Source organism: Nonomuraea sp. NPDC049607 (genome assembly GCF_040675375.1).
In the GTDB taxonomy this organism is placed as follows: Bacteria; Actinomycetota; Actinomycetes; order Streptosporangiales; family Streptosporangiaceae; genus Nonomuraea.
Map to the genome: position 1 here is coordinate 185,000 of NZ_JBFAOV010000004.1, position 19,624 is coordinate 204,623.

Here is a 19,624-nt window from a genome sequence, read left to right on the forward strand (position 1 = left end):
GAAGCGGCTAGAAGCCGTCGTCGCGGGAGTCCGCCGGGAGGGCGGTGACGCCCGGACCACCCGGCACGGGCCCGGGCACCCGCTCGGCCGGTTCCGGTGCGGGGCCCGCCGTCCGCTCGGCCGGGTCCGGCGCGGGCACCGGCTGCGCCAGCACCAGCGTCAGGTCGTCGCGCAGGTCTCCGGCGTGCTCGTCGAGCAGGTCGAGCAGGTTGGGCAGCGCGTGGTCCAGGCCCGGCGCGGCCAAGGCGTGCCGGACCTGCCGGTCGAGCGGGAAGTGCACGCCGTCGGCGTCCCTGGCCTCGCTCAGGCCGTCGGTGTAGAGCAGCAGCCGCTGGGAGGGGCCGAGACCGGCGCGCCGCATCCGCGGCTCGGGGCCCAGGCCCAGCGGCGGCGAGGGCTCGGGCGGCTCCAGGGCCTCCAGGCGGTGGCCGATGCGCAGGGGCGCCGGATGGCCGCAGTTGACCAGCCGCACCTCGCCGGGCACGAACTCGGCCAGCAGGACGGTCACGAAGTCCTCCTCGCCCAGGTGCGGCGCGAGGTCGGCGTCGAGCGCCGCGGCCAGCGCCACCAGGTCGGTCACGACGGGCGCGTGCCGGCGGAAGGCGGCCAGCACGACGGCGCTGAGCCGGACGGCCTCCATGCCCTTGCCCTTGACGTCGCCGACGATCAGCCGCACGCCCGTGGGCGTGACCAGCGCGTCGTGCAGGTCGCCGCCGATCAGCGCCTGGTCGGTGGCCGAACGGGTGTGGACGGCCAGGCTCATGCCGCCCAGCCGGGGCGGCAGCGGCCGGACGATCGCCTGCTGGGCGAGCTCGGCGATCTGGCGGACCCGGGCGAGCTCGCGCTCCTGGCCGCGCTGCATCCGGAAGCTCACGTACATCCACCCGGCCGCGGCGGCGAGGACGAGCAGACCCGTCAGAGGGTCGAAACCGCCGCCCCGGAAGGTGACGAACAGCGCGACAACCACTTCGACCAGCAGGAACAGCAGGAACCAGCCTCGCTGTGAACGCATGGTATGTCTCCGGTTATCGGCTTCTTCTTTCCGGACGCGGCGAACAGGGTGAGTAGCTACTTTCTCACTTTTAGTCACGCAGTGCATCAGGTTCCGGCAAGCTGCTTTCACAACTTCATCCGATAGGTGGCGATCACGATGGCAGGTAAGTGGCAGGCAGGCAACCTTCCAGCGGAACTCACGAGCCTGATCGGCCGCGGCGACGAGCTGGAGCAGGTGCGGAGGGCGTGCCGGCGTTCGCGGCTGGTGACGCTGACCGGGGTGGGCGGCGTGGGCAAGACCCGCCTGGCCCTGCGTGCCGCCGCCGACCTGCGGGCCGACTTCGCCGGCGGCTCCTGGCTGGTCGAGCTGTCGCCCCTGGACGACGGCACCCTGCTGCCGCACGCCATCGCCGAGGCACTCCGGGTCACCGACCAGACCACCAGGCCCATGGCCGAGGTGCTGGCCGAGCACCTGTTCGGCCGCGAGCTGCTGCTCGTGCTCGACACCTGCGAGCACCTGGTCGGGGCCTGCGCGGCGACCGTCGAGGCGCTGCTCGCCGCGGTGCCGGGGCTGCACGTCCTGGCCACCAGCCGCCGTCCGCTGGAGATGGACCCCGAGCTGGTGATCGTGGTCGAGCCGCTGCCGGTGCCGGCGGCGGGCGCCACCGCGCTGCTCGGCCAGGACGCCGTGACCCTGCTCGTCGAGCGCGCCGCGGAGACGATGCCGACCTTCGAGGTCACCGACACCAACCGGGACGACGTCGTCCGGCTGTGCCGCAGGCTCGAAGGCATCCCGCTGGCGATCGAGCTGGCCGCCGCCCGGCTGCGCGACCTGCCCCTGGGCCACCTGGCCGACCGGCTGGAGGACCGCTTCGCCACGCTGGAGGACGACCTCGCGCTCGTCCAGGAGGCCGACCCGCCCTGGCATCAGGCGCTGCGCACCGCCGTCGGGTGGAGCCACGAGCTGTGCGAGCCGGCCGAGCGTCTGCTGTGGGCGCGGGTGTCGGTGTTCTCCGGGGACTTCGACGCCGAGGCGGCCCGCCGGGTGTGCGCCGACGAGCGCCTTCCCGAGGGCGACATCGGGCTGCTGCTCGACGCCCTGGCCGACGAGTCGATCCTGACCTGGCTGCCGACCGGCTCGGGGGAGCGCTACCGCATGCTCGACACGCTGCGCGAGTACGGCGCCGGCTGGCTGCGCGGCCTGGGCGAGGAGGAGGAGCTGCGCCGCCGGCACCGCGCCCACTACCAGGACCTGGCGGTACGCGGCGCGGCCGGCTGGCTCGGCTCCGCGCAGCCGTCGTGGTACGACCGGATGGTCGGCGAGCACGACAACCTGCGCGCCGCGCTGGAGACCGCTCTCGGCGAGCGGGACGGCGCCGCCGCCCTCGACCTGGCCGGCACGCTGGCCTTCTTCTGGTACGGCTGCGGCTACGCCAAGGAGGGCCGCCACTACCTCGGCCAGGCCCTGGCCCTCGATCCGGCGCCTCACCAGGCTCCCGGCGGGGTGCGCGCCCGCGCCCTGTGGGCCGACGGCCTGCTCGCCGCCACCCAGGGGGACGCCGCCGCCGTCGAGGCGCGGGCCGAGGAGTGCGAGGCCGCCGCGGACCCCGACGACGCCTTCGCCGCGCTGTGCGTCAAGGCGCTGCGCTCGTCGGCCGGCGTGATCCGGGGCGACCTGGAGCAGGCCATGACGGAGTCGGAGCCGGCGTACGCGATGCGCTGGAGCGACGAGGACCTGACGATCGCGGGGCTGCTGGCGTTGATGTGCCGGGCGGTCGCGCACACCGTCGGCGGCCGGATCGAGGAGGCGATCGCGGTGCTGGAGGACCTGCGGGCCCTGTGCGACCGCTGCGGCGAGCAGGCCATGCGCTCGCACGGCGACCTGCTGCGCGGCCAGGCCGAGCTGGCCCGCGGACGGGTGGGAGCGGCCGTCGCCTATGGGCAGGCCGCGCTGCGCACCAAGCGGCGGCTGCACGACGACTTCGGGATCGGGCTGACCGTCGACCTGCTGGCGCTCGGCGCGGGCGCGGCGGGCCGGGCGGAGCGCGCGGCCCGGCTGCTGGGGCTGGCGCAGCGGATCTGGAGCACCCACGGGCAGGCGCAGGCCAGCGTCCCGGCCTGGGTGGCGGCCCGGCAGGAGTGCGAGCGGCAGGCGCGCGAGGCCCTGGGCGACGACGCGTACGAGTCGGCGTTCCGCGCCGGGTACGACGGCGAGGTCGACGCCGGGATCGGGTACGCGCTCGAACCCGAGGAGGAGGGGCTGCCGAACGTGTGAGACCGCCGGCCTCGGGGCTCCGACGTGGCGGAGGAGGCAGATGTTGCCCGCCTGACGGTGACAGCCTCACCTCTTGGCTGTATCGGCGTTACCACGGAGAGTAGGGAGACATCCGTACATGGGAGGCTGCATTGGACATCCGTCCACTTTCGTTCCCGGTTCCCGGCGAGCGGACGTCCGAGACGATCCGCCGCCTGCGGGACGAGCACGGCCCCGTCCTGCCCGTCCTGCTGCCCGGGGAGGTGAACGGCTGGCTGGTGACCTCCTACGAGGCGACGGACGAGGTGCTGGCCAACGACGACACGCTCTACAGCAAGAACGCCAAGAACTTCACCGGGCTGCATGACGGCACGGTTCCCGCCGACTGGCCGCTGCGCCAGGTCATCCAGGGCGACCACCTGCTGACCAAGGACGGCGCCGACCACCGGCGGCTGCGCAGCCTCGTCAACCGGGCCTTCACGCCGGCCCGGGTGGCCGCGCTCGTGCCGCGCGTCCAGGAGATGACCGACGAGCTGCTCGACCGCCTGGCCGAGCGGGACGGCGAGGTCGATCTCGTGCACGCCTTCAGCGAGCCGCTGCCCGTCGCGGTGATCTGCGAGCTGTTCGGCGTCCCCGGGGAGGAGCGGGCGCAGATCCGCGAGTGGACCGGGGTGATGTTGTCGCACGCCGCCACCCCGGACGAGGTGAACGCGGCGGCCGGGTCGCTGCTCGGCTACCTGGGGGCCTTCATCGCGCGCCGCCGCGGCGAGCCGGGCGACGACCTGACCACCGGCCTCATCCGCGCCAACGAGGACGACGGCGACCGGCTGTCCGACAACGAGCTGCTGTGGATCCTGTGGGTCGTGCTCGTCGCCGGTCACGAGACGACCGTGCACCTGATCGCCAAGGCGGTCGTGGCCCTGTGCGCCGACCCCGTCCAGCTCGACCGCGCCCGTACGGAGGACGCGTGGGAGCAGGTGGTCGAGGAGGCGCTGCGCAGCCGCAACTCGGTCGTCGGCCTGGTGTTCCGCTACGCGCTCAAGGACGTCACGGTCGCCGGGACGACCATCCGGGCGGGCGAGCCCATCGTCGTCGGGCTCACCGGCGCGGGCACCGACCCGGCCCGCTACGGCCCGGACGCCGGCAGCTTCGACCTGGGCAGGGCCAAGGACGGGCACCTGGGCTTCGGCCGGGGCCCGCACTTCTGCCTGGGGGCGCCGCTGGCCCGGCTGGAGGCCAGGATCGCGCTGTCGTCGTTGTTCACCAGGTTCCCCGGGCTGCGGCTGGCCGTCCCGCCGGAGGAGATCGCCTACACGGCGTCGATCATCACCGAGGGGCCGCTGGCGGTTCCCGTACTGTTGCGCTGATTCTGCCTGCCAAACCGGCTTTCCATGATCCGGAATAGGGTCTGAGCGGCCGGGCTCAGGGGCATCGTCCGAGGACATCGCCCTGGCCCGGCCGCTTCTGTCGTTCTCGCCGAGGTGCGGGGCTCCTGGTTGAGTTCGTCCCTGCCTCTTGACACGTTCTCCGCCCCAGTGGTCTCCTAGCGCCAGTTCGGAATGTCATTCCTTATGACGGAACAGGAACAGGACGGATCTCAATGGAACGCGCGCATTCGACCGCCGGCCCGCTCTCGTGAGGGCGCTCGTCTTCACCGCGCCCGGCGTCGTGGAGCCGCAGGACGTGCCCGAGCCCGTGGCCGGGCCGGACGAGGTGCTGGTGCACGTGGTCGCCTCCGGCATCTGCGGCAGCGAGCTGCACGGGGTGAGGACCCCCGGGTTCCGGGTGCCGCCGCTGGTCATGGGGCACGAGTTCGCCGGGCGCACCGACGACGGGCGGCCGGTGACGGTCAACCCGATCCTGTCGTGCGGCGCCTGCGACGTGTGCCTGATCGGCCGGCCCAACGTGTGCAGGAAGCGGCAGATCATCGGCGTGCACCGGCCGGGCGCCTTCGCCGAGCGCGTCGCGGTGCCGGCCGCCGCCGTGGTGCCGCTGCCCGACGGGCTCGGGTGGAGCGCGGCGGGCGTGGTGGAGCCGGCCGCGAACGCCGTGCACGCCTGGGGGCTGGCCGGACGGCCGGCCGGGGCGCGCGTGGGCGTGATCGGGGCCGGGGCCATCGGGGTGACCTGCCTGCTGGCCGCCCTGTCCGGCGGCGCGGCCAGTGTGGACGTGGCCGACCGCTCGCCCGAGCGGCTGGCCGTGGCCGCCGGGCTCGGCGGCGTGGCGGCCGGCGCCGAGCTGACCGGCGAGTACGACGTCGTCTTCGACGCGGTCGGCGCCGCCTCGACCCACGAGCAGTCCCTGTCCCGGCTGCGCCCCGGCGGCGTGGCCGTCTGGCTGGGCCTGGCCGACCGCGTGGCCGGCTACGACGCCGCCGACCTGGTTCGCGGCGAGAAGCGCGTGCTGGGTTCGTTCGCCTACGACGCGGCCGACTTCGCCGCGGCCGTGGACCTGGTCGCCCGCTGGGATCTGAGCTGGGTCCGGACCTTCCCCCTCGAAGAGGGCGCCGAGGTCTTCACCCGGCTGATGAACGGCCAGGCCACCCCTGTCAAAGCTCTGCTGACCCCGGAATCGAGGTAACCCATGGCCCGCATCGTCCTGGTGGGCGCCGGCAGCATCACGTTCGCCAAGAACCTGCTCTCGGACATCCTGACATTTCCAGAACTGTCCGAGTCCACGATCGTGCTCCACGACATCGACCAGGTCCGGCTCGACACCGCCGAGGCGATGGCCCGCTGGATGGTGACCGAGCTGGGCATCGGCGCCAGGATCGAGGCGTACGCCGACCGCAGGGCCGCCGTCGAGGGCGCCGACTACGTGATCAACGAGATCGCCGTGGGCGGCCTGGAGGCGGTCAGGCGCGACCTGGAGATCCCCGCCGCGTACGGCGTGCGCCAGACGATCGGCGACACCCTGGGCATCGGCGGCATCTTCCGCGCCCTGCGCACGATCCCCGTCATGGTCGGCATCGGCGACGACCTGGCCGAGCTGGCCCCCGACTCGGTGCTGTTCACCTACACCAACCCGATGTCGATGATCCCGTGGTCGGTCTACGCCGGCACCCCGTTCAAGAACGTCGTCGGCGTCTGCCACGCCGCCCGCGACACCCAGAGGACGCTGGCTGCCATGGTCGGCGTACCGGAGGAGGAGATCTCCTTCCTCACCGCGGGCGTCAACCACCAGGCGTTCGTGCTGCGCTTCGAGCACAACGGCGAGAACCTCTACCGGCGGCTCGACGAGCTGATCGACCAGGACCCCGAGCTGCGGCGGCGGGTGCGCGTGGAGGTCTACCGCAACTTCGGCTACTTCCCGACCGAGTCCTCCGAGCACGGCTCGGAGTACCTGCCGTGGTTCCTGCCGCACGCCGAGGAGGTCGAGCGGTACCGCATCCCGATCAACGTCTACCTGGAGTGGCTGGCCGACGGGTACGAGGAGTACGAGCAGTACAAGGGCTCGCTGGCGGCCGGCCACGGCGTGCCGATCGAACGCGGCGAGGAGCTGGCCTCGCTGGCCATCCACTCGATGGAGACCGGCACCCGCAGGATGATCCACGGCAACGTGCGCAACGGCGGCCTGATCACCAACCTGCCGCCCGAGGCCACCGTCGAGGTGCCCTGCCACGTCGACCGGTCCGGCGTGCAGCCGGTGCTCGTCGGCGAGCTGCCCGCCCAGGTCGCCGCGCTCAACCGGGCCTTCCTCAGCGTCGGCGAGCTGACCGTCAAGGCGGCCCTGGAGGGGCGGCGCGACCACGTCTACCAGGCCGCGCTGCTCGACCCCAACACCGCGGCCACCCTCCCGGTCCGCAAGGTCCGCGAGCTGGTGGACGCCCTCATCGAGGCCCACGGCGAGCTGCTGCCCGAAGGCATCAGGAAGTGACCATGTGCGATGCCGACCTGCCGTTGTCCCGCTACCGGCCGGTGTCCCAGCTGCGGGTGGCCGTCCACGAGGTCGACCGCGCCCGGCTGCCCGTCGTGGACGCCCACATCCACCTCGGACGCTGGCTGACCGAGGACGGCGGCTGGATGGTCGAGGACGTCCCCGCCCTGATCGGCATGATGGACGAGCTGAACCTGCGCGGCATGGTCAACCTCGACGGCCGCTGGGGCCGGGAGCTGGCCGAGAACATCGAACGCTACGACGCCGCCCATCCGGGCCGTTTCGCCACGTTCTGCCACGTCGACTGGTCCGAGACCGCCGTACCGGGGTTCGGCGAGCGGCTGGCCGCGCAGCTGCGCCGCTCGGTGGCCGAGGGCGCGGCCGGGCTGAAGGTGTGGAAGGACGTCGGCCTGCGGGTGCGCGACCACAAGGGCGAGCTGGTCATGCTCGACGACCCCCGGCTGGACCCGCTGTGGGCCGCCGTGGGGGAGGCGGGCGTCCCGATCGCCCTGCACACCGCCGACCCGGTCGCCTTCTTCGAGCCCATGGACGAGCGCAACGAACGCCTCGAACTGCTGGCCGCCCGGCCCGACTGGAACTTCTCCGGGCCCGGGTTCCCCTCGTTCGAGCGGCTCGTGGAGGCCATGGAGTCGATGGTCGCCCGCCATCCGGCCACGACCGTGATCGGGGTGCACGCCGGGTGCTGGCCGGAGAACCTCGGGTTCGCCGGGCGGATGCTGGACGCGTACCCGAACTTCCACATCGACATCGCGGCGCGCGTCGCCGAGCTGGGACGTCAGCCGCGCGCCACGCGGGCGCTGATGCTCCGCCACCCCGGACGGGTGCTGTTCGGCACCGACGAGATCCCGCCGCACCGGGACGTCTACCGCATCCACTTCCGGTTCATGGAGACCGACGACGAGGCGTTCGCCCACTCCCTCGACGACCCGCCGCTGATGGGCCGGTGGACGATCTCCGGGCTCGACCTGCCCGACGACGTCCTGGAGCAGGTGTACGCGCGCAACGCGCTGCGGCTCGTGCCGAGGCTGGCATGACGGCGGTCCCGGCGGCCAACACCCAGGTGAACGCGCTCTTCCAGTGACCGGCCCGGCCGCCTCAGGCCGCCGGGGGCGGTGCCTCCTCGTCGAGTGCGACGTCCAGGGCGGCCAGGCGGGCGGGGTCGGAGACGATGTCGATCTCGGTGATGCGCTCGCCGTCCGTCGTGACCCGCAGCACCAGGAACAGCCTGCCGCCGCGCAGGACGCCGATGCCCGGCGTGCCGTCGATGAGCACGAGGTCGGCGAAACGCGCGCCGCCGGCGTCGGTGAGCGTGCCCTGCGCCACCGGACGGGCCCCGCGCCGCTCGCCGCCCGAGCCCGGCAGGTCCGACCGGTGCAGCACGTCGGGGTCGAGCACCGCGAGCAGGGCGTTCAGGTCGCCGGCGCGGGCCGCGGCGAGGAAGGCTGCCACGAGCCTGCGCTGCCTGGCGTGGTCGGGGGCGGGCAGCACGGGCGTGCCGTGCACCCGCTGCCGCGCCCGGCTGGCCAGCTTCTTGGCCGTGGCGGGCGTGCGCGCGACGATCTCCGCGATCTCCCCGAACGGCACCGCGAACAGGTCGTGCAGCACGAACGCGACCCGCTCGGCCGGGCTCAGCGTGTCCAGGACCACGAGCAGGGCGAGCCCGACCGAGTCGGCCAGCACCGCCGCGTCGGCCGGATCGCCGTCATGGACGCTCACCTGGTCGAACCGCTCCGCCTCGACGAGGTGCTCGTCCCTGCGCCCGCGGGCGCGCAACATGTCGAGGCAGACCCGGCCGACGATCGTGGTCAGCCAGCCGGGCACGTTCGCGACCCCGTCCGTGCCGGCGCGGGCGGCGCGCAGCCAGGTCTCCTGGACGGCGTCGTCGGCCTCGTCGGCCGAGCCGAGCATGCGGTGCGCCACCGCCCGCAGATGGCTCCTGGTCAGGTCGAAGTGCTCGGCCAGGTGGGCTTGCGCGTTCATCGGTCACCTTTCGTCGCGCCGGGTCGTCATACAGGCGGCTGGGCGACGACGGGGGGCGACCATGGCGGAATCCTAAGGCCCGTCCGGGGGTGGTGAAGGCCCGCGGGCATGTCTTGGGGACGATCGTGCTTCTTCTGATCGGCGGTCACCTTTTCCGGGCCCCCGTCGTCAAGGTGGTGAGTCTTCATGAAGGAGTGACCGAATGACGTACGACAACCTGCGCACCGTGGTCGACGGGCGGGTGTGGCTGCCCGGCGACGAGGGCTTCGAGGAGGCCGCCAGGGCGTGGAACCTGACGGTGGCCCAGCCGGTGGCCGCCGTGGTCGAGGCGGCCGACGCCGGCGACGTGGCCGCCCTGGTCCGCCATGCGCGCCAGGAGGGGCTGACCGTCTCCGCGCAGCCGCGCGGGCACGGCGCGAGCGGCGCCTGCGAAGGCGTGATCCTGCTGCGCACCAACCGGCTGGACGAGTTGGAGATCCACCCGGGCGAGCGGCGCGCCCGTGCCGGCGCGGGCGTGAACTGGGGTGCCGTGCAGGCCGAGGCGGGCAGGCACGGCCTGACCGGGCTCGCCGGCAGCAACCCCACCGTGACGGTCACCGGCTACACCCTCGGCGGCGGCCTGGGCTGGTTCGCCCGCAGGTACGGCTGGGCGGCCGACAGCGTGCGCGCCTTCGACGTCGTGGACGCCGAGGGCAGGCCCGCGCGGGTGACCGAGGAGAGCGACCCCGACCTGTTCTGGGCGCTGCGGGGTGGCGGCGGCGACTTCGCGCTGGTCACCGCCGTCGAGTTCGACCTGTACGCCGAACGCGCCCTGTACGGCGGCCGCCTCATGTGGCCCGGCCAGAAGGAGGCCGAGGTGTTCGCGGCCTTCCGGGAGCTGACCGCCGACGCGCCGCCCGAGTTGTCGCTGTGGCTGAACCGGGTGCAGTTCCCCAAGGCGCCCCCGATGGTGACCGTGGACCTGGCCCACCTGGGCGGGGCGGCCGAGGCCGAGGACCTGCTGGGCCGCCTGGCCAAGATCGACGGCGTGCTGGCCGACACGCGCGCCGCCATGGCCACGGCCGACCTGGGCACGATCACCGCCGAGCCGACCGACCCGGCGCCCGCGCTGTCCCGTACGGAGCTGCTGACCGGGCTGGACGACGACACCGTGGAGATCCTGACGGCCGAGCCGGTCGAGCCGCTGATCAGCATGCAGATCAGGCACCTGGGCGGCGCGCTGACCCGGCCGGGAGGCGGCGCCGGGGGAGCGCTGGCCGAGCCGTACCTGCTCTACCTGCTCGGGCCCGGCGCCACCCCCCAGCTCACCCAGGCCGTACGGGCCAAGCAGGGCGCGATCGCCGCCGCCCTGGGGGACCGGGTCAGCGGGCGCAAGCCGTACACGTTCCTGGCGCCGGGCGAGCGGGCGGCGCAGGCGTTCCCCGAGCCCGCGCTCGCCCGGCTGCGCGAGATCAAGCGCTCGCGCGACCCGCACGGCGTGTTCCGTGCCAACTACCCGGTCCTGGACTGATCACCAGTTCGCGGGCAGCCCCGGCGTCGTGGCGGGCAGGGCGTGGCCGGGCGGGCGGATGACGTAGGCGACGCCGCCGCTGCTCGAACTGCGCAGCCACACGTTCTCGAAGGCGGCGCGGGGATAGACGTGGCGGACGGCGTCGTTGCCGGACGAGGCCGGGTCGTTGGCTATCACGTCGCCCGTCGCGGTGAAGCCGACGACCACCATGAGGTGGCCGTCGGTGCCGTACCCGGCGCCGGGCAGCTCGCCCTTCTTGAACGACTGCGAGGTGATCACGGGGATGCCCGCCTTGATCAGCTGTTCCAGCTCGGTCAGGGTGCGCAGGCGGGTGACGAAGCCGTCCAGGCCGTACCGGCCGGCGTAGGCGGTGTTGAACGGCCAGTTGCCCGCGCCCTGGTAGGCGTGGTCGTAGGTGTAGCGGGCCGCGTGGTCCACCTCGGGGTTCGGGTCGGACGGGTCCACCCAGGAGGTGTCCTGCGCGCTCGGCCACTTGTCCCAGTAGCCGAGCACCATCGTGGTCGAGGTCGGGCTGCACCACGCCTCGCCGCCGCCGTCCCATTCGGGGTAGTGGCCGGCGTGCACGTTCTGGGAGCGGCGCGGCACGTTCAGCTCGACGCCCCACGCGCCGCCGCCAGGGCTGACCGGGACGGTCTTGCGGTCCGGCACGTTCGAGGCCATCGCGCCGAGCGTGCGCACCCGGGGCGTCACGGTCGAGCCCGGCGTCCGGTAGAGGGTCAGGCGCAGCTGGTACGCCGACAGCTGCCGCCCGGCCGCCGCCACCAGCGTGTCCACGGCGACGGACGCGTCCGCGTCGCCCTGGCCGGCCACGGAGGTGCGCAGGATGTCGCCCTCGGCGTAGGACCAGCGGCCCAGGACGTACCACTTGGTCAGGCCGGCGGTGTTCCTGGCCCTGGCCTCGACCTGCACCCAGCTGCCCTGGGGCACGTCGGCGGTCCAGGAGGCGATCAGCTCGGTGGCGGGGAAGCCGACCGTGCGCTCGGGGCCGGTCCAGCGGGAGTACTCCCAGCTCTTGGTGCCCAGGGCGTCGGTGTAGGAGGTGGTGCCGGCGGCCGCGGCGAACGACAGCCCGTCCCCGGCGGACGTGCCCTCGCCGGCGCCCGCGGCGAAGTCGGCCCGCTGGTAGACGACGTCGGGGACGAGCGGCCCCGGCTTCTGCTCGGCGACGGCGGCGACGGCGGCGGCGGGAGGTTGGAGGGTGGTGGCCAGCAGGAGTCCGGACAGGAACACGGTCAGCACGCGCATGAACCCACCTTGCTCGGAAGGCTTCGGATGGGGCCGACAGTAGGCACATCGGGCGGGCAAAGCATCGGGAAATCTACGTATGGGTCATGAAGCTTTCCGTGCGGCGAAACTTTCTCGGCCGGTTCGCGCAGCTCTTCTCGCGGTCGTCGGAGGGCGTGGGCGAAAGTTTCTGTGATGGATTGACATGTTTCGGGATGGTCATCACACTCGCCATCGAGCTTCCCCCCTCCGCCCGGCCGCTTTGGAGGCAGACCATGATCCGGAAGTTGCTCGTCCTGGGCGCCGCGTGCACGCTCGCCGCGGGCCTCGTGCTGACCTGGACCACCACCCCCTCGAAAGCCGCCGACTGCAGCGGCGGCTACGTCGGCCTCACCTACGACGACGGCCCCAACCCCGCCACCACCTCCAACCTGCTCGACGCGCTGACCTCCAACGGCCTGCGGGCCACGATGTTCAACGTCGGTCAGAACGCCCAGAACAACCAGGCCCTGGTCCGGGCCCAGCAGAACGCGGGCATGTGGATCGGCAACCACAGCTGGACCCACCCGCACCTGACCCAGCTGGGCGCCGCCCAGATCCAGTCCGAACTGCAACGCACCCAGCAGGCGATCCAGCAGGCCACGGGCGCCGCGCCGAAGCTGTTCCGGCCGCCGTACGGGGAGACCAACGCCACTCTCCGGTCGGTCGAGCAGCAACTCGGCCTGACCGAGGTCATCTGGGACGTCGACTCCCAGGACTGGAACGGCGCGAGCACCGCCCAGATCGTCCAGGCGGCGGGCCGGTTGCAGAACGGCCAGGTCATCCTCATGCACGACAACTACGCGACGACGATCGCCGCCGTCCCGCAGATCGCCGCGAACCTGCGTGCCCGCAACATGTGCGCGGGCATGATCTCGCCGGCGACCGGCCGGGCCGTCGCGCCCGACGGGAGCGGCCCGACCACGCCGCCCTCGTCCCCGCCGCCCGGCGGCGGCACCTGCACGGCGACCGTCTCTGCGGGCCGGCAGTGGAGCGACCGGTTCAACCTGTCGGTCACGGTCTCCGGCACGAACTCCTGGATCGTCACCGTGACCGTGCGCAGCCCGCAGAAGATCATCGCCACCTGGAACGGCACCCCGACCTGGGACGGCACGGGCAACGTCATGACGATGCGGCCGAACGGCGGCGGGAACACCTTCGGGTTCACCGTCCAGCACAACGGCAACTGGACCTGGCCCTCGGTGTCCTGCCGGGTGGGGTGAGGGCGGTCCCGGTATGGAATGCTCTCCGCCATGCTGATAAGGAACGGGACAATTGACGACATTTCCCCGATCGTGGCGTTGCACGTGGAGAGCTGGCGTACGGCCTACGCGGGCATCATGCCCGACGCCTTCCTGAACGGCCCCCTGGGCGACGACCGGCTGGCCCTCTGGCGGGAACGGCTGGACGCGCCGGTGCCGGGAGCGGGCCTGTTCGTCGGCCATGACGACGACGGGGACCTGCTCGGGTTCGTCTACCTGCTCCCGGCCCCGGACGGCCGCGTCCTGCTCGACAACCTGCACGTGCGGCCGGGGAGCACGGGCTCGGGCGCCGGGTCGCGGCTGCTGCGCCGCGGCCTGGCCTGGGTGGCGGACGAGCACCCCGGCCGGGAGGTCTACCTGGAGGTGCTGAGCGCGAACACGCGGGCCGTCGCCTTCTACGAACGACACGGCGCACGCCGCACCGACGAGCGGATGTGCCGTTTCGGCAGGGGTTCGAGCTGCCCGAGTACGAGTACGCCTGGCGGGTGAACTGACCGGCCCGTGCCTCGCCGGGTAGGGTCAGGTGAGGGCGTCGCGGGTCCAGGAGCCCAGGACCAGCAGGGACTTGGTGCCCGTGACGTTGCCGGCTCTGCGCAGCCGGTCGATGACCAGCTGGAGGTGTCCCAGGTCCCGTACCCGTACGTGGATGAGGGCGTCGGGGTCGCCGGCGATGGTGAAGACGGCCTGCACCTCCGGCACGTCGGTCGCCGTGCGGACGATCTCGGCCACCGGCGTGGTGCCCGGGTACCGCAGCTCGGTGAACGCCTCGATGCCCCATCCGAGCTTGGCGTAGTCGATCTGGACGGTGAACCCCGTGATCACCCCGATCTCCCTGAGCCGGTCGACCCGCCGCTTGACCGCCGCCACCGACAGACCGACCTGATCGGCCATCTCGGAGAAGGTCCGCCTGCCGTCCTCGCGCAGCAGCCGGAGCACATGGTGGTCAATGTCGTCGATGTCCGGCATGTGAGAATCCTCCCTGGTGACGCAAAGATCTTCTGTGTCAGAATCGCCCAGCTCACATTATTTGCGTCTTCTTCGTGGTTTCGCGTCTGATACTTGCGCACAGTAGCTCTCCGTTGCTGTGCTGGGGAACCCCACATACGCATTGCCCGCCAGGAGGTTCGCGTGAGCGTGAACAGCGCGACCGTGTCGCTCGACGACAAGTACGCCGCGCCCGACGGCCGGGTGCTGATCTCCGGCATCCAGGCCCTCGTCCGGCTGACCCTCGAACAGCGGCGCCTGGACCGGGAACGCGGCCTGGACACCAGGGCCTTCGTCTCCGGCTACCAGGGCTCCCCGCTGGGCGGCGTCGATCTGGAGATGGCCCGCGCCGCCCGGTTCCTGGACGAGGCCGGCGTCGTCTTCCGTCCCGGCCTCAACGAGGAGCTGGCCGCGACGGCCGTGGCCGGCACGCAGCTCCTCGGCCAGGTCCCCGGCCGCAGCCACGACGGCGTCACCGCCTTCTGGTACGGCAAGAACCCCGGCCTCGACCGCGCCGCCGACGCCATCAGGCACGGCAACATGGCCGGCACCGCCGCGCTCGGCGGCGCGGTGGCCTGGATCGGCGACGACCCCGGCTGCAAGTCCTCCACGGTGCCCAGCTCGTGCGAGCCGATGTGCCAGAGCCTGTCGATGCCGCTGCTCGCGCCCGGCTCGGTCGCCGAGATCATCGAGTTCGGCCTGCACGCGGTCGCCCTCTCCCGCGCCACCGGCCTGTGGACGGGCCTGAAGATCGTCGCCGACATCGCCGACGCCTCGGCCACCGTCGACCTGGGCGCGCTGCGCGAGGGCATCCCCTTCCCCGACCACGCCGACCGCGGCAAGTCGCCGATCCTGGTCGGCCCGTCCGCCCTGGACGCCGAGTACGACCTGCTCACCCGCAGGCTGGAGCTGGCCCGCGACTACGCCCGCGTGAACGGGCTCAACCGCGTCATGCGCGACGCGCCCCGCGCCACGCTGGGCATCCTGGCCTCCGGCACCACGTACGCGGTGGTCCTGCGCGCCCTGGCCGACCTCGGCCTGGACGAGAGCGCCACCGAGGACCTCGGCCTGCGCCTGATCCGGCTCGGCATGCCGTTCCCGCTGGCCGCGGCCGACCTGGCCGCCATGACCTCCGACCTCGACCGGGTGCTGGTGGTCGAGGACAAGGTGCCGTTCCTCGAAGGGCACCTCAAGCAGGCCCTGTACGGCGGCGAGCGCGCGCCGGTCGTGTCGGGCCGGGACCTGCTGACCGCCCGCGGCACCCTGGGCGCCGAGGACGTCGCCAAGGCGCTGGTCAGCTGCCTCGGCCCCGACCGGCTCCCGCGCGGGAGCGTCCGCCTGACGCCGCCCCCGACCGCCGCGCGCCGCCTGCTGCCGGTGGTCGCGGCGCGCACGCCGTACTTCTGCTCGGGCTGCCCGCACAACTCCTCCACCCGCACCGCCGACGACACGCTGGTCGGCGTCGGCATCGGCTGCCACGCCATGATCGCCCTCGACGGGCACGGCCGCGGCACCCAGATCGGCATCACCCAGATGGGCGGCGAGGGCGCCCAGTGGATCGGGCTCGCGCCGTTCACCCGGGACCGGCATTTCGTACAGAACCTCGGCGACGGCACCTTCCACCACTCCGGCTCCCTGGCGGTGCGGGCCGCGGTGGCGGCCGGGGTGACGATGACGTACAAACTGCTCTACAACGACGCCGTCGCCATGACCGGCGGCCAGCGCGCCGAAGGGCGGCTCGACGTGCCCGCGCTGACGCGGTCGCTGGCCGAGGAGGGCGTGCGCAGGATCGTGATCACCACGCCCGAGCCGGAGACGTACCGCGGGGTGCGGCTCGGGCCGATCGTGTCGGTGCGGCACCGCGACGACCTCGCCGACGTCGAGCGGGAGCTGGCCGCGCTCGACGGCGTGACCGTCCTGCTGCACGACGACAAGTGCGCGGCCGAGGAACGGCGGCTGCGCAAGCGCGGCAAGCTGCCCACCCCGACGGCGAAGGTCGTGGTCAACGAGCGCGTCTGCGAGGGCTGCGGCGACTGCGGCGACGTCTCCACGTGCCTGTCCGTCCAGCCCGTCGAGACCGAGTACGGCCGCAAGACCCGCATCCACCAGCCGTCGTGCAACTCCGACCTGAGCTGCCTCAAGGGCGACTGCCCGTCGTTCCTGCTGGTCGAGCCGGGCACCAGGGCGCCGCGCGAGCTGCCGCCGCTGCCCGTGCCGCTGCCCGATCCGGTCGTCAGGCTCGACGGCGACGCCGAGACGCTGATCCGGATGCCCGGAATCGGCGGCACTGGGGTCGTCACGGTCTCGCAGATCCTCCAGATGGCCGCCCACCTCGACGGCCTGCACGCCGCCGGCATCGAGCAGACCGGCCTCGCGCAGAAGGGCGGCCCGGTCGTCAGCGACGTGCGCATCGCCAAGCGGCCGGTGGACGGCTCGGTGCGGGCCTCGCGCGGCACGGCCGACGTGCTGCTGGGGTTCGACCTGCTCGGGGCCGCCGCCGACGCCAACCTCGCCGTCGCCGCGCCCGGCCGTACGGTCGCCGTGGTGAACACCTCGGTCGTGCCCACCGCCGCCATGGTCACCGGACGGGTCGCCCTGCCCGGCTCCTCCGCCGACGCCGTGGTCAGGCTGGAGTCGGCCACAGAGGGTGGGGACAACCTCTACCTCGACGCCCACGAGCTGGCCGAAGCGCTGTTCGGCGACCACATGCCGGCCAACATGCTGCTGGTCGGGGCGGCGTACCAGCACGGCTGCCTGCCCGTCTCGGCCGCGTCGGTCGAGGCGGCGATCAGACTCAACAAGGCCGCCGTCGAGCAGAACCTCGCGGCCTTCCGCTGGGGCCGGGCCGCCGTCGCCGACCGCGAGGCGGTACGCCGGGCCGCGCTCGCCGAACCCGCCGAGCGGCCCGCGCCCGGCCTGGAGGAGACGCTGGCCCTGCGGGTGACGGACCTGACCGGCTACCAGAACGCGACCTACGCCCGTACGTACGAGACCGAGGTCAGGCGCGTGATCGCCGAGGCGGCCGGGCGTGCGGGGGAGGAGGCCGGCGCGCGCGTCGGGCTCGCCTACGCCCGCTCCCTGCACAAGCTCATGGCCTACAAGGACGAGTACGAGGTCGCCCGGCTGCACCTCGACCCCGACGAGCAGGCCAGGCGCGAACGCGAGTACGGCGCCGACGCGGTCGTGTCCGTGCTGCTGCACCCGCCGCTGCTGCGCGCGATGGGCATGAAGCGCAAGATCCGGCTGCGCCGCAGCGCGCCGACGCTGTTCCGCGGCCTGCGTGCCGCACGCGTGCTGCGCGGGACCGCCTTCGACGTGTTCGGCCAGGCCGAGGTCCGCCGGGTCGAACGGGAACTGATCACCGAATATCGTGATCTCATGCGTGCCGCCCTCGCCCGGCTGACCCCCGGCACGATCGACGCCGTCGCCGAGATCGCCGGCCTTCCCGAGTCGATCCGCGGGTACGAGGACATCAAGCTCGCCCGCGTCGCCGAGTTCCGTGAGCGGGCGGCGACCGCCCTGGCCCGCCTCGCCGAAGCCGCACCCAAGGAGTCGTCGTGACCGTTGACCGCCTGCTCCCCGACCAGGACGCCAAGGACCTGATCGAACTGACCCGGGACATCGCCGACAAGGAGCTCGCGCGCCGGGTCGACGAGCACGAGCGCGCGGAGACGTACCCCGAGGGGCTGTTCGCCACGCTCGGCGCCGCCGGGCTGCTCGGCCTGCCCTACCCCGAGGAGTTCGGCGGCGGCGGGCAGCCGTACGAGGTGTACCTCCAGGTGATCGAGGAACTGGCGGCACGCTGGGCGGCGGTCGCGGTGGCGACGAGCGTGCACACGCTGGCCTGCTTCCCCGTGGCCGCGTACGGCACCGCCGAGCAGCGCGAACGCTGGCTCCCCGACATGCTGGCCGGACGGATCGTCGGCGGCTACAGCCTGTCGGAGCCGCAGGCGGGCTCGGACGCCGGCGCGCTCACCTGCCGCGCCGAGCGCACCGAGAGCGGCGACTACCGCATCACCGGCAACAAGGCGTGGATCACCCACGGCGGCATCGCCGACTTCTACGCCCTGTTCGCCCGTACCGGCGAGCGCATCTCCTGCTTCGTCGCGCCCGGCGCGGCCGAGGGCCTGACGTTCGGCCGCCCCGAGGAGAAGATGGGCCTGCACGCCGTGCCCACCACCAGCGCCCACTGGGACGGCGCCGTCATCGACGGCGACCGGCTGATCGGCGAGGAGGGCCAGGGCCTGCAGATCGCCTTCAGCGCCCTCGACTCCGGCCGGCTCGGCATCGCCGCCTGCGCCGTCGGCCTCGCCCAGGCCGCCCTGGACGAGGCCGTCGCCTACGCCAAGGAACGGCAGACGTTCGGCAAGCGCATCATCGACCACCAGGGCCTCGGCTTCCTGCTCGCCGACATGGCGGCGGGCGTGGACAGCGCACGGGCCACGTACCTGGACGCGGCCCGCCGCCGCGACGCCGGCCTCGACTACAGCAGGCAGGCCAGCGTGGCCAAACTGGTCGCCACGGACACCGCCATGAAGGTCACGACGGACGCGGTCCAGGTCTTCGGCGGCTACGGCTACACCAGGGAATTCCGGGTGGAGCGCTACATGCGCGAAGCCAAAATCATGCAGATCTTCGAGGGCACGAACCAGATCCAGCGCCTGGTCATCGCCCGCCAACTCGCCAAGTAGCGCCTGACATGCGAAAACCCTGCCTACCGGTTCCTGGGAGGCGGGGTTCGCTGTCTTGTGTTCGAGGCTCAAATGGTCCCGCTGTAGGTCCGGGAGCTGATGTGGCGGTCATCCGTCCAGCGGAAGAGCAGGTTGTGGGTGCGGGGCTTGCCATCCAGCCTCTCCCAGGGCAGGGAACAGCCCAGCGGACGGTAGACCGAGACGTGCCGCTGGACGGCCTCTGCCGTCCGATCGGGCAGCGGTACGACGCGCTCCCGGTCGTGCGGCCACACCCTGGACGTGGTATGACGTCGAGTTAAAGCGACTACTCTCAATCGAGAGGAGGATTTCGCTGCCATCTTCGCATTTAGAAATAAAGCGGGCACTGTCTCCCATGGACCGGATCAGGGCGGTACGGCCGGAGGCATTCTTCTCAGACTCCGTAATCCCAATCCTTATGGGCGTTGAGTCTGTATCGCGACCCGCTGGATGGCATCGGCGCGCAGATGGAGGGCGTGGTCAGTGCCTGGGTCGAGGAGAAGGTGGCATCTGCCGGGGAGCTGGGTAAGTAGATCGTCCCCTTTCGTACGGAACCAGGCCCGATGCTCGGTGAACCCGGCCAGAGCAGCGAGTGAGCTGAAGATCGGGATGATGCTGCGGCCGGTCACTTCTCTGGCAAAGAAGCCGGGTGCGGATGGAGCCTCGCAGAACACTGGTGAGAGGCGGAAGACCTCGTGGAGGGCCACGCTGTCCAGCCTTCCGTCGGCAAATCGCTTCGCTGCTTCCACCA

At 72.5% G+C, this 19,624-nt stretch carries 15 protein-coding genes; 10 read left to right on the plus strand and 5 right to left on the minus strand.

The window, feature by feature from the left end:
* Positions 1-7 precede the first annotated feature (7 nt).
* On the minus strand, positions 8-1,012 hold the full coding sequence (locus AB0J97_RS10800; RefSeq protein WP_364086953.1) for a PP2C family protein-serine/threonine phosphatase: 1,005 nt from the start codon (positions 1,010-1,012) through the stop codon (positions 8-10).
* Between the two features lie 138 nt (positions 1,013-1,150).
* On the opposite strand from AB0J97_RS10800, the gene AB0J97_RS10805 reads away from it, so the two are divergent.
* From AB0J97_RS10805 to AB0J97_RS10825, 5 genes are all read left to right on the plus strand, one after another.
* Positions 1,151-3,268 carry an ATPase gene (locus tag AB0J97_RS10805; RefSeq protein WP_357693865.1) on the plus strand — a complete coding sequence of 706 codons (2,118 nt, stop codon included), beginning with the start codon at positions 1,151-1,153 and terminating at the stop codon, positions 3,266-3,268.
* 131 nt (positions 3,269-3,399) lie between these two features.
* Positions 3,400-4,614 carry a cytochrome P450 gene (locus AB0J97_RS10810; protein ID WP_357693863.1) on the plus strand — a complete coding sequence of 405 codons (1,215 nt, stop codon included), beginning with the start codon at positions 3,400-3,402 and terminating at the stop codon, positions 4,612-4,614.
* A 268-nt stretch (positions 4,615-4,882) separates the two neighbouring features.
* On the plus strand, positions 4,883-5,827 hold the full coding sequence (locus tag AB0J97_RS10815) for an alcohol dehydrogenase catalytic domain-containing protein (protein ID WP_364086956.1): 945 nt from the start codon (positions 4,883-4,885) through the stop codon (positions 5,825-5,827).
* Positions 5,828-5,830: 3 nt separating this feature from the next.
* On the plus strand, positions 5,831-7,123 hold the full coding sequence (melA, locus tag AB0J97_RS10820) for an alpha-galactosidase (RefSeq protein WP_364086958.1): 1,293 nt from the start codon (positions 5,831-5,833) through the stop codon (positions 7,121-7,123).
* Positions 7,124-7,125: 2 nt separating this feature from the next.
* Positions 7,126-8,178: an amidohydrolase family protein gene (locus AB0J97_RS10825; RefSeq protein ID WP_364086960.1), complete on the plus strand. Its 1,053-nt coding sequence runs from the start codon at positions 7,126-7,128 to the stop codon at positions 8,176-8,178.
* Positions 8,179-8,239: 61 nt separating this feature from the next.
* Here AB0J97_RS10825 and AB0J97_RS10830 read toward each other — a convergent pair whose 3' ends face one another.
* Positions 8,240-9,124 (minus strand): sigma-70 family RNA polymerase sigma factor, encoded by an 885-nt coding sequence (locus tag AB0J97_RS10830; RefSeq protein WP_357693856.1) that lies wholly within the window; start codon positions 9,122-9,124, stop codon positions 8,240-8,242.
* 202 nt (positions 9,125-9,326) lie between these two features.
* Between AB0J97_RS10830 and AB0J97_RS10835 the strand changes: the two genes are divergently transcribed.
* Positions 9,327-10,634, plus strand: coding sequence for an FAD-binding oxidoreductase (locus AB0J97_RS10835; protein ID WP_364086962.1), 1,308 nt, complete (start codon positions 9,327-9,329; stop codon positions 10,632-10,634).
* Here AB0J97_RS10835 and AB0J97_RS10840 read toward each other — a convergent pair whose 3' ends face one another.
* A complete protein-coding gene (locus tag AB0J97_RS10840) occupies positions 10,635-11,900 on the minus strand; it encodes a C39 family peptidase (protein WP_364086964.1) in 1,266 nt (421 codons plus the stop codon).
* Between the two features lie 254 nt (positions 11,901-12,154).
* Here AB0J97_RS10840 and AB0J97_RS10845 point away from each other — a divergent pair, with 254 nt between their 5' ends.
* Together AB0J97_RS10845 and AB0J97_RS10850 are read left to right on the plus strand one after the other, a co-directional pair.
* The gene (locus AB0J97_RS10845) at positions 12,155-13,141 is read left to right on the plus strand and encodes a polysaccharide deacetylase family protein (protein WP_364086966.1); all 987 of its coding nucleotides are present in this window, start codon (positions 12,155-12,157) and stop codon (positions 13,139-13,141) included.
* 30 nt (positions 13,142-13,171) lie between these two features.
* Entirely contained in the window at positions 13,172-13,669 is a 498-nt protein-coding gene (locus AB0J97_RS10850; RefSeq protein ID WP_364086968.1) for a GNAT family N-acetyltransferase, read from the plus strand.
* A gap of 30 nt (positions 13,670-13,699) precedes the next feature.
* Here the strand turns inward: AB0J97_RS10850 and AB0J97_RS10855 are convergent, their stop codons facing one another.
* Positions 13,700-14,146 (minus strand): Lrp/AsnC family transcriptional regulator, encoded by a 447-nt coding sequence (locus tag AB0J97_RS10855; protein ID WP_364086970.1) that lies wholly within the window; start codon positions 14,144-14,146, stop codon positions 13,700-13,702.
* A gap of 141 nt (positions 14,147-14,287) precedes the next feature.
* Here AB0J97_RS10855 and AB0J97_RS10860 point away from each other — a divergent pair, with 141 nt between their 5' ends.
* Positions 14,288-17,725: an indolepyruvate ferredoxin oxidoreductase family protein gene (locus AB0J97_RS10860; RefSeq protein ID WP_364087381.1), complete on the plus strand. Its 3,438-nt coding sequence runs from the start codon at positions 14,288-14,290 to the stop codon at positions 17,723-17,725.
* Positions 17,722-18,855: an acyl-CoA dehydrogenase family protein gene (locus AB0J97_RS10865; protein WP_364086973.1), complete on the plus strand. Its 1,134-nt coding sequence runs from the start codon at positions 17,722-17,724 to the stop codon at positions 18,853-18,855. The genes AB0J97_RS10860 and AB0J97_RS10865 overlap by 4 nt, the downstream gene beginning before the upstream one ends.
* Positions 18,856-19,289: 434 nt before the next feature.
* On the opposite strand, the gene AB0J97_RS10870 is transcribed toward AB0J97_RS10865, so the two are convergent.
* Positions 19,290-19,622: an SseB family protein gene (locus tag AB0J97_RS10870; protein ID WP_364086976.1), complete on the minus strand. Its 333-nt coding sequence runs from the start codon at positions 19,620-19,622 to the stop codon at positions 19,290-19,292.
* Positions 19,623-19,624: the final 2 nt, after the last annotated feature.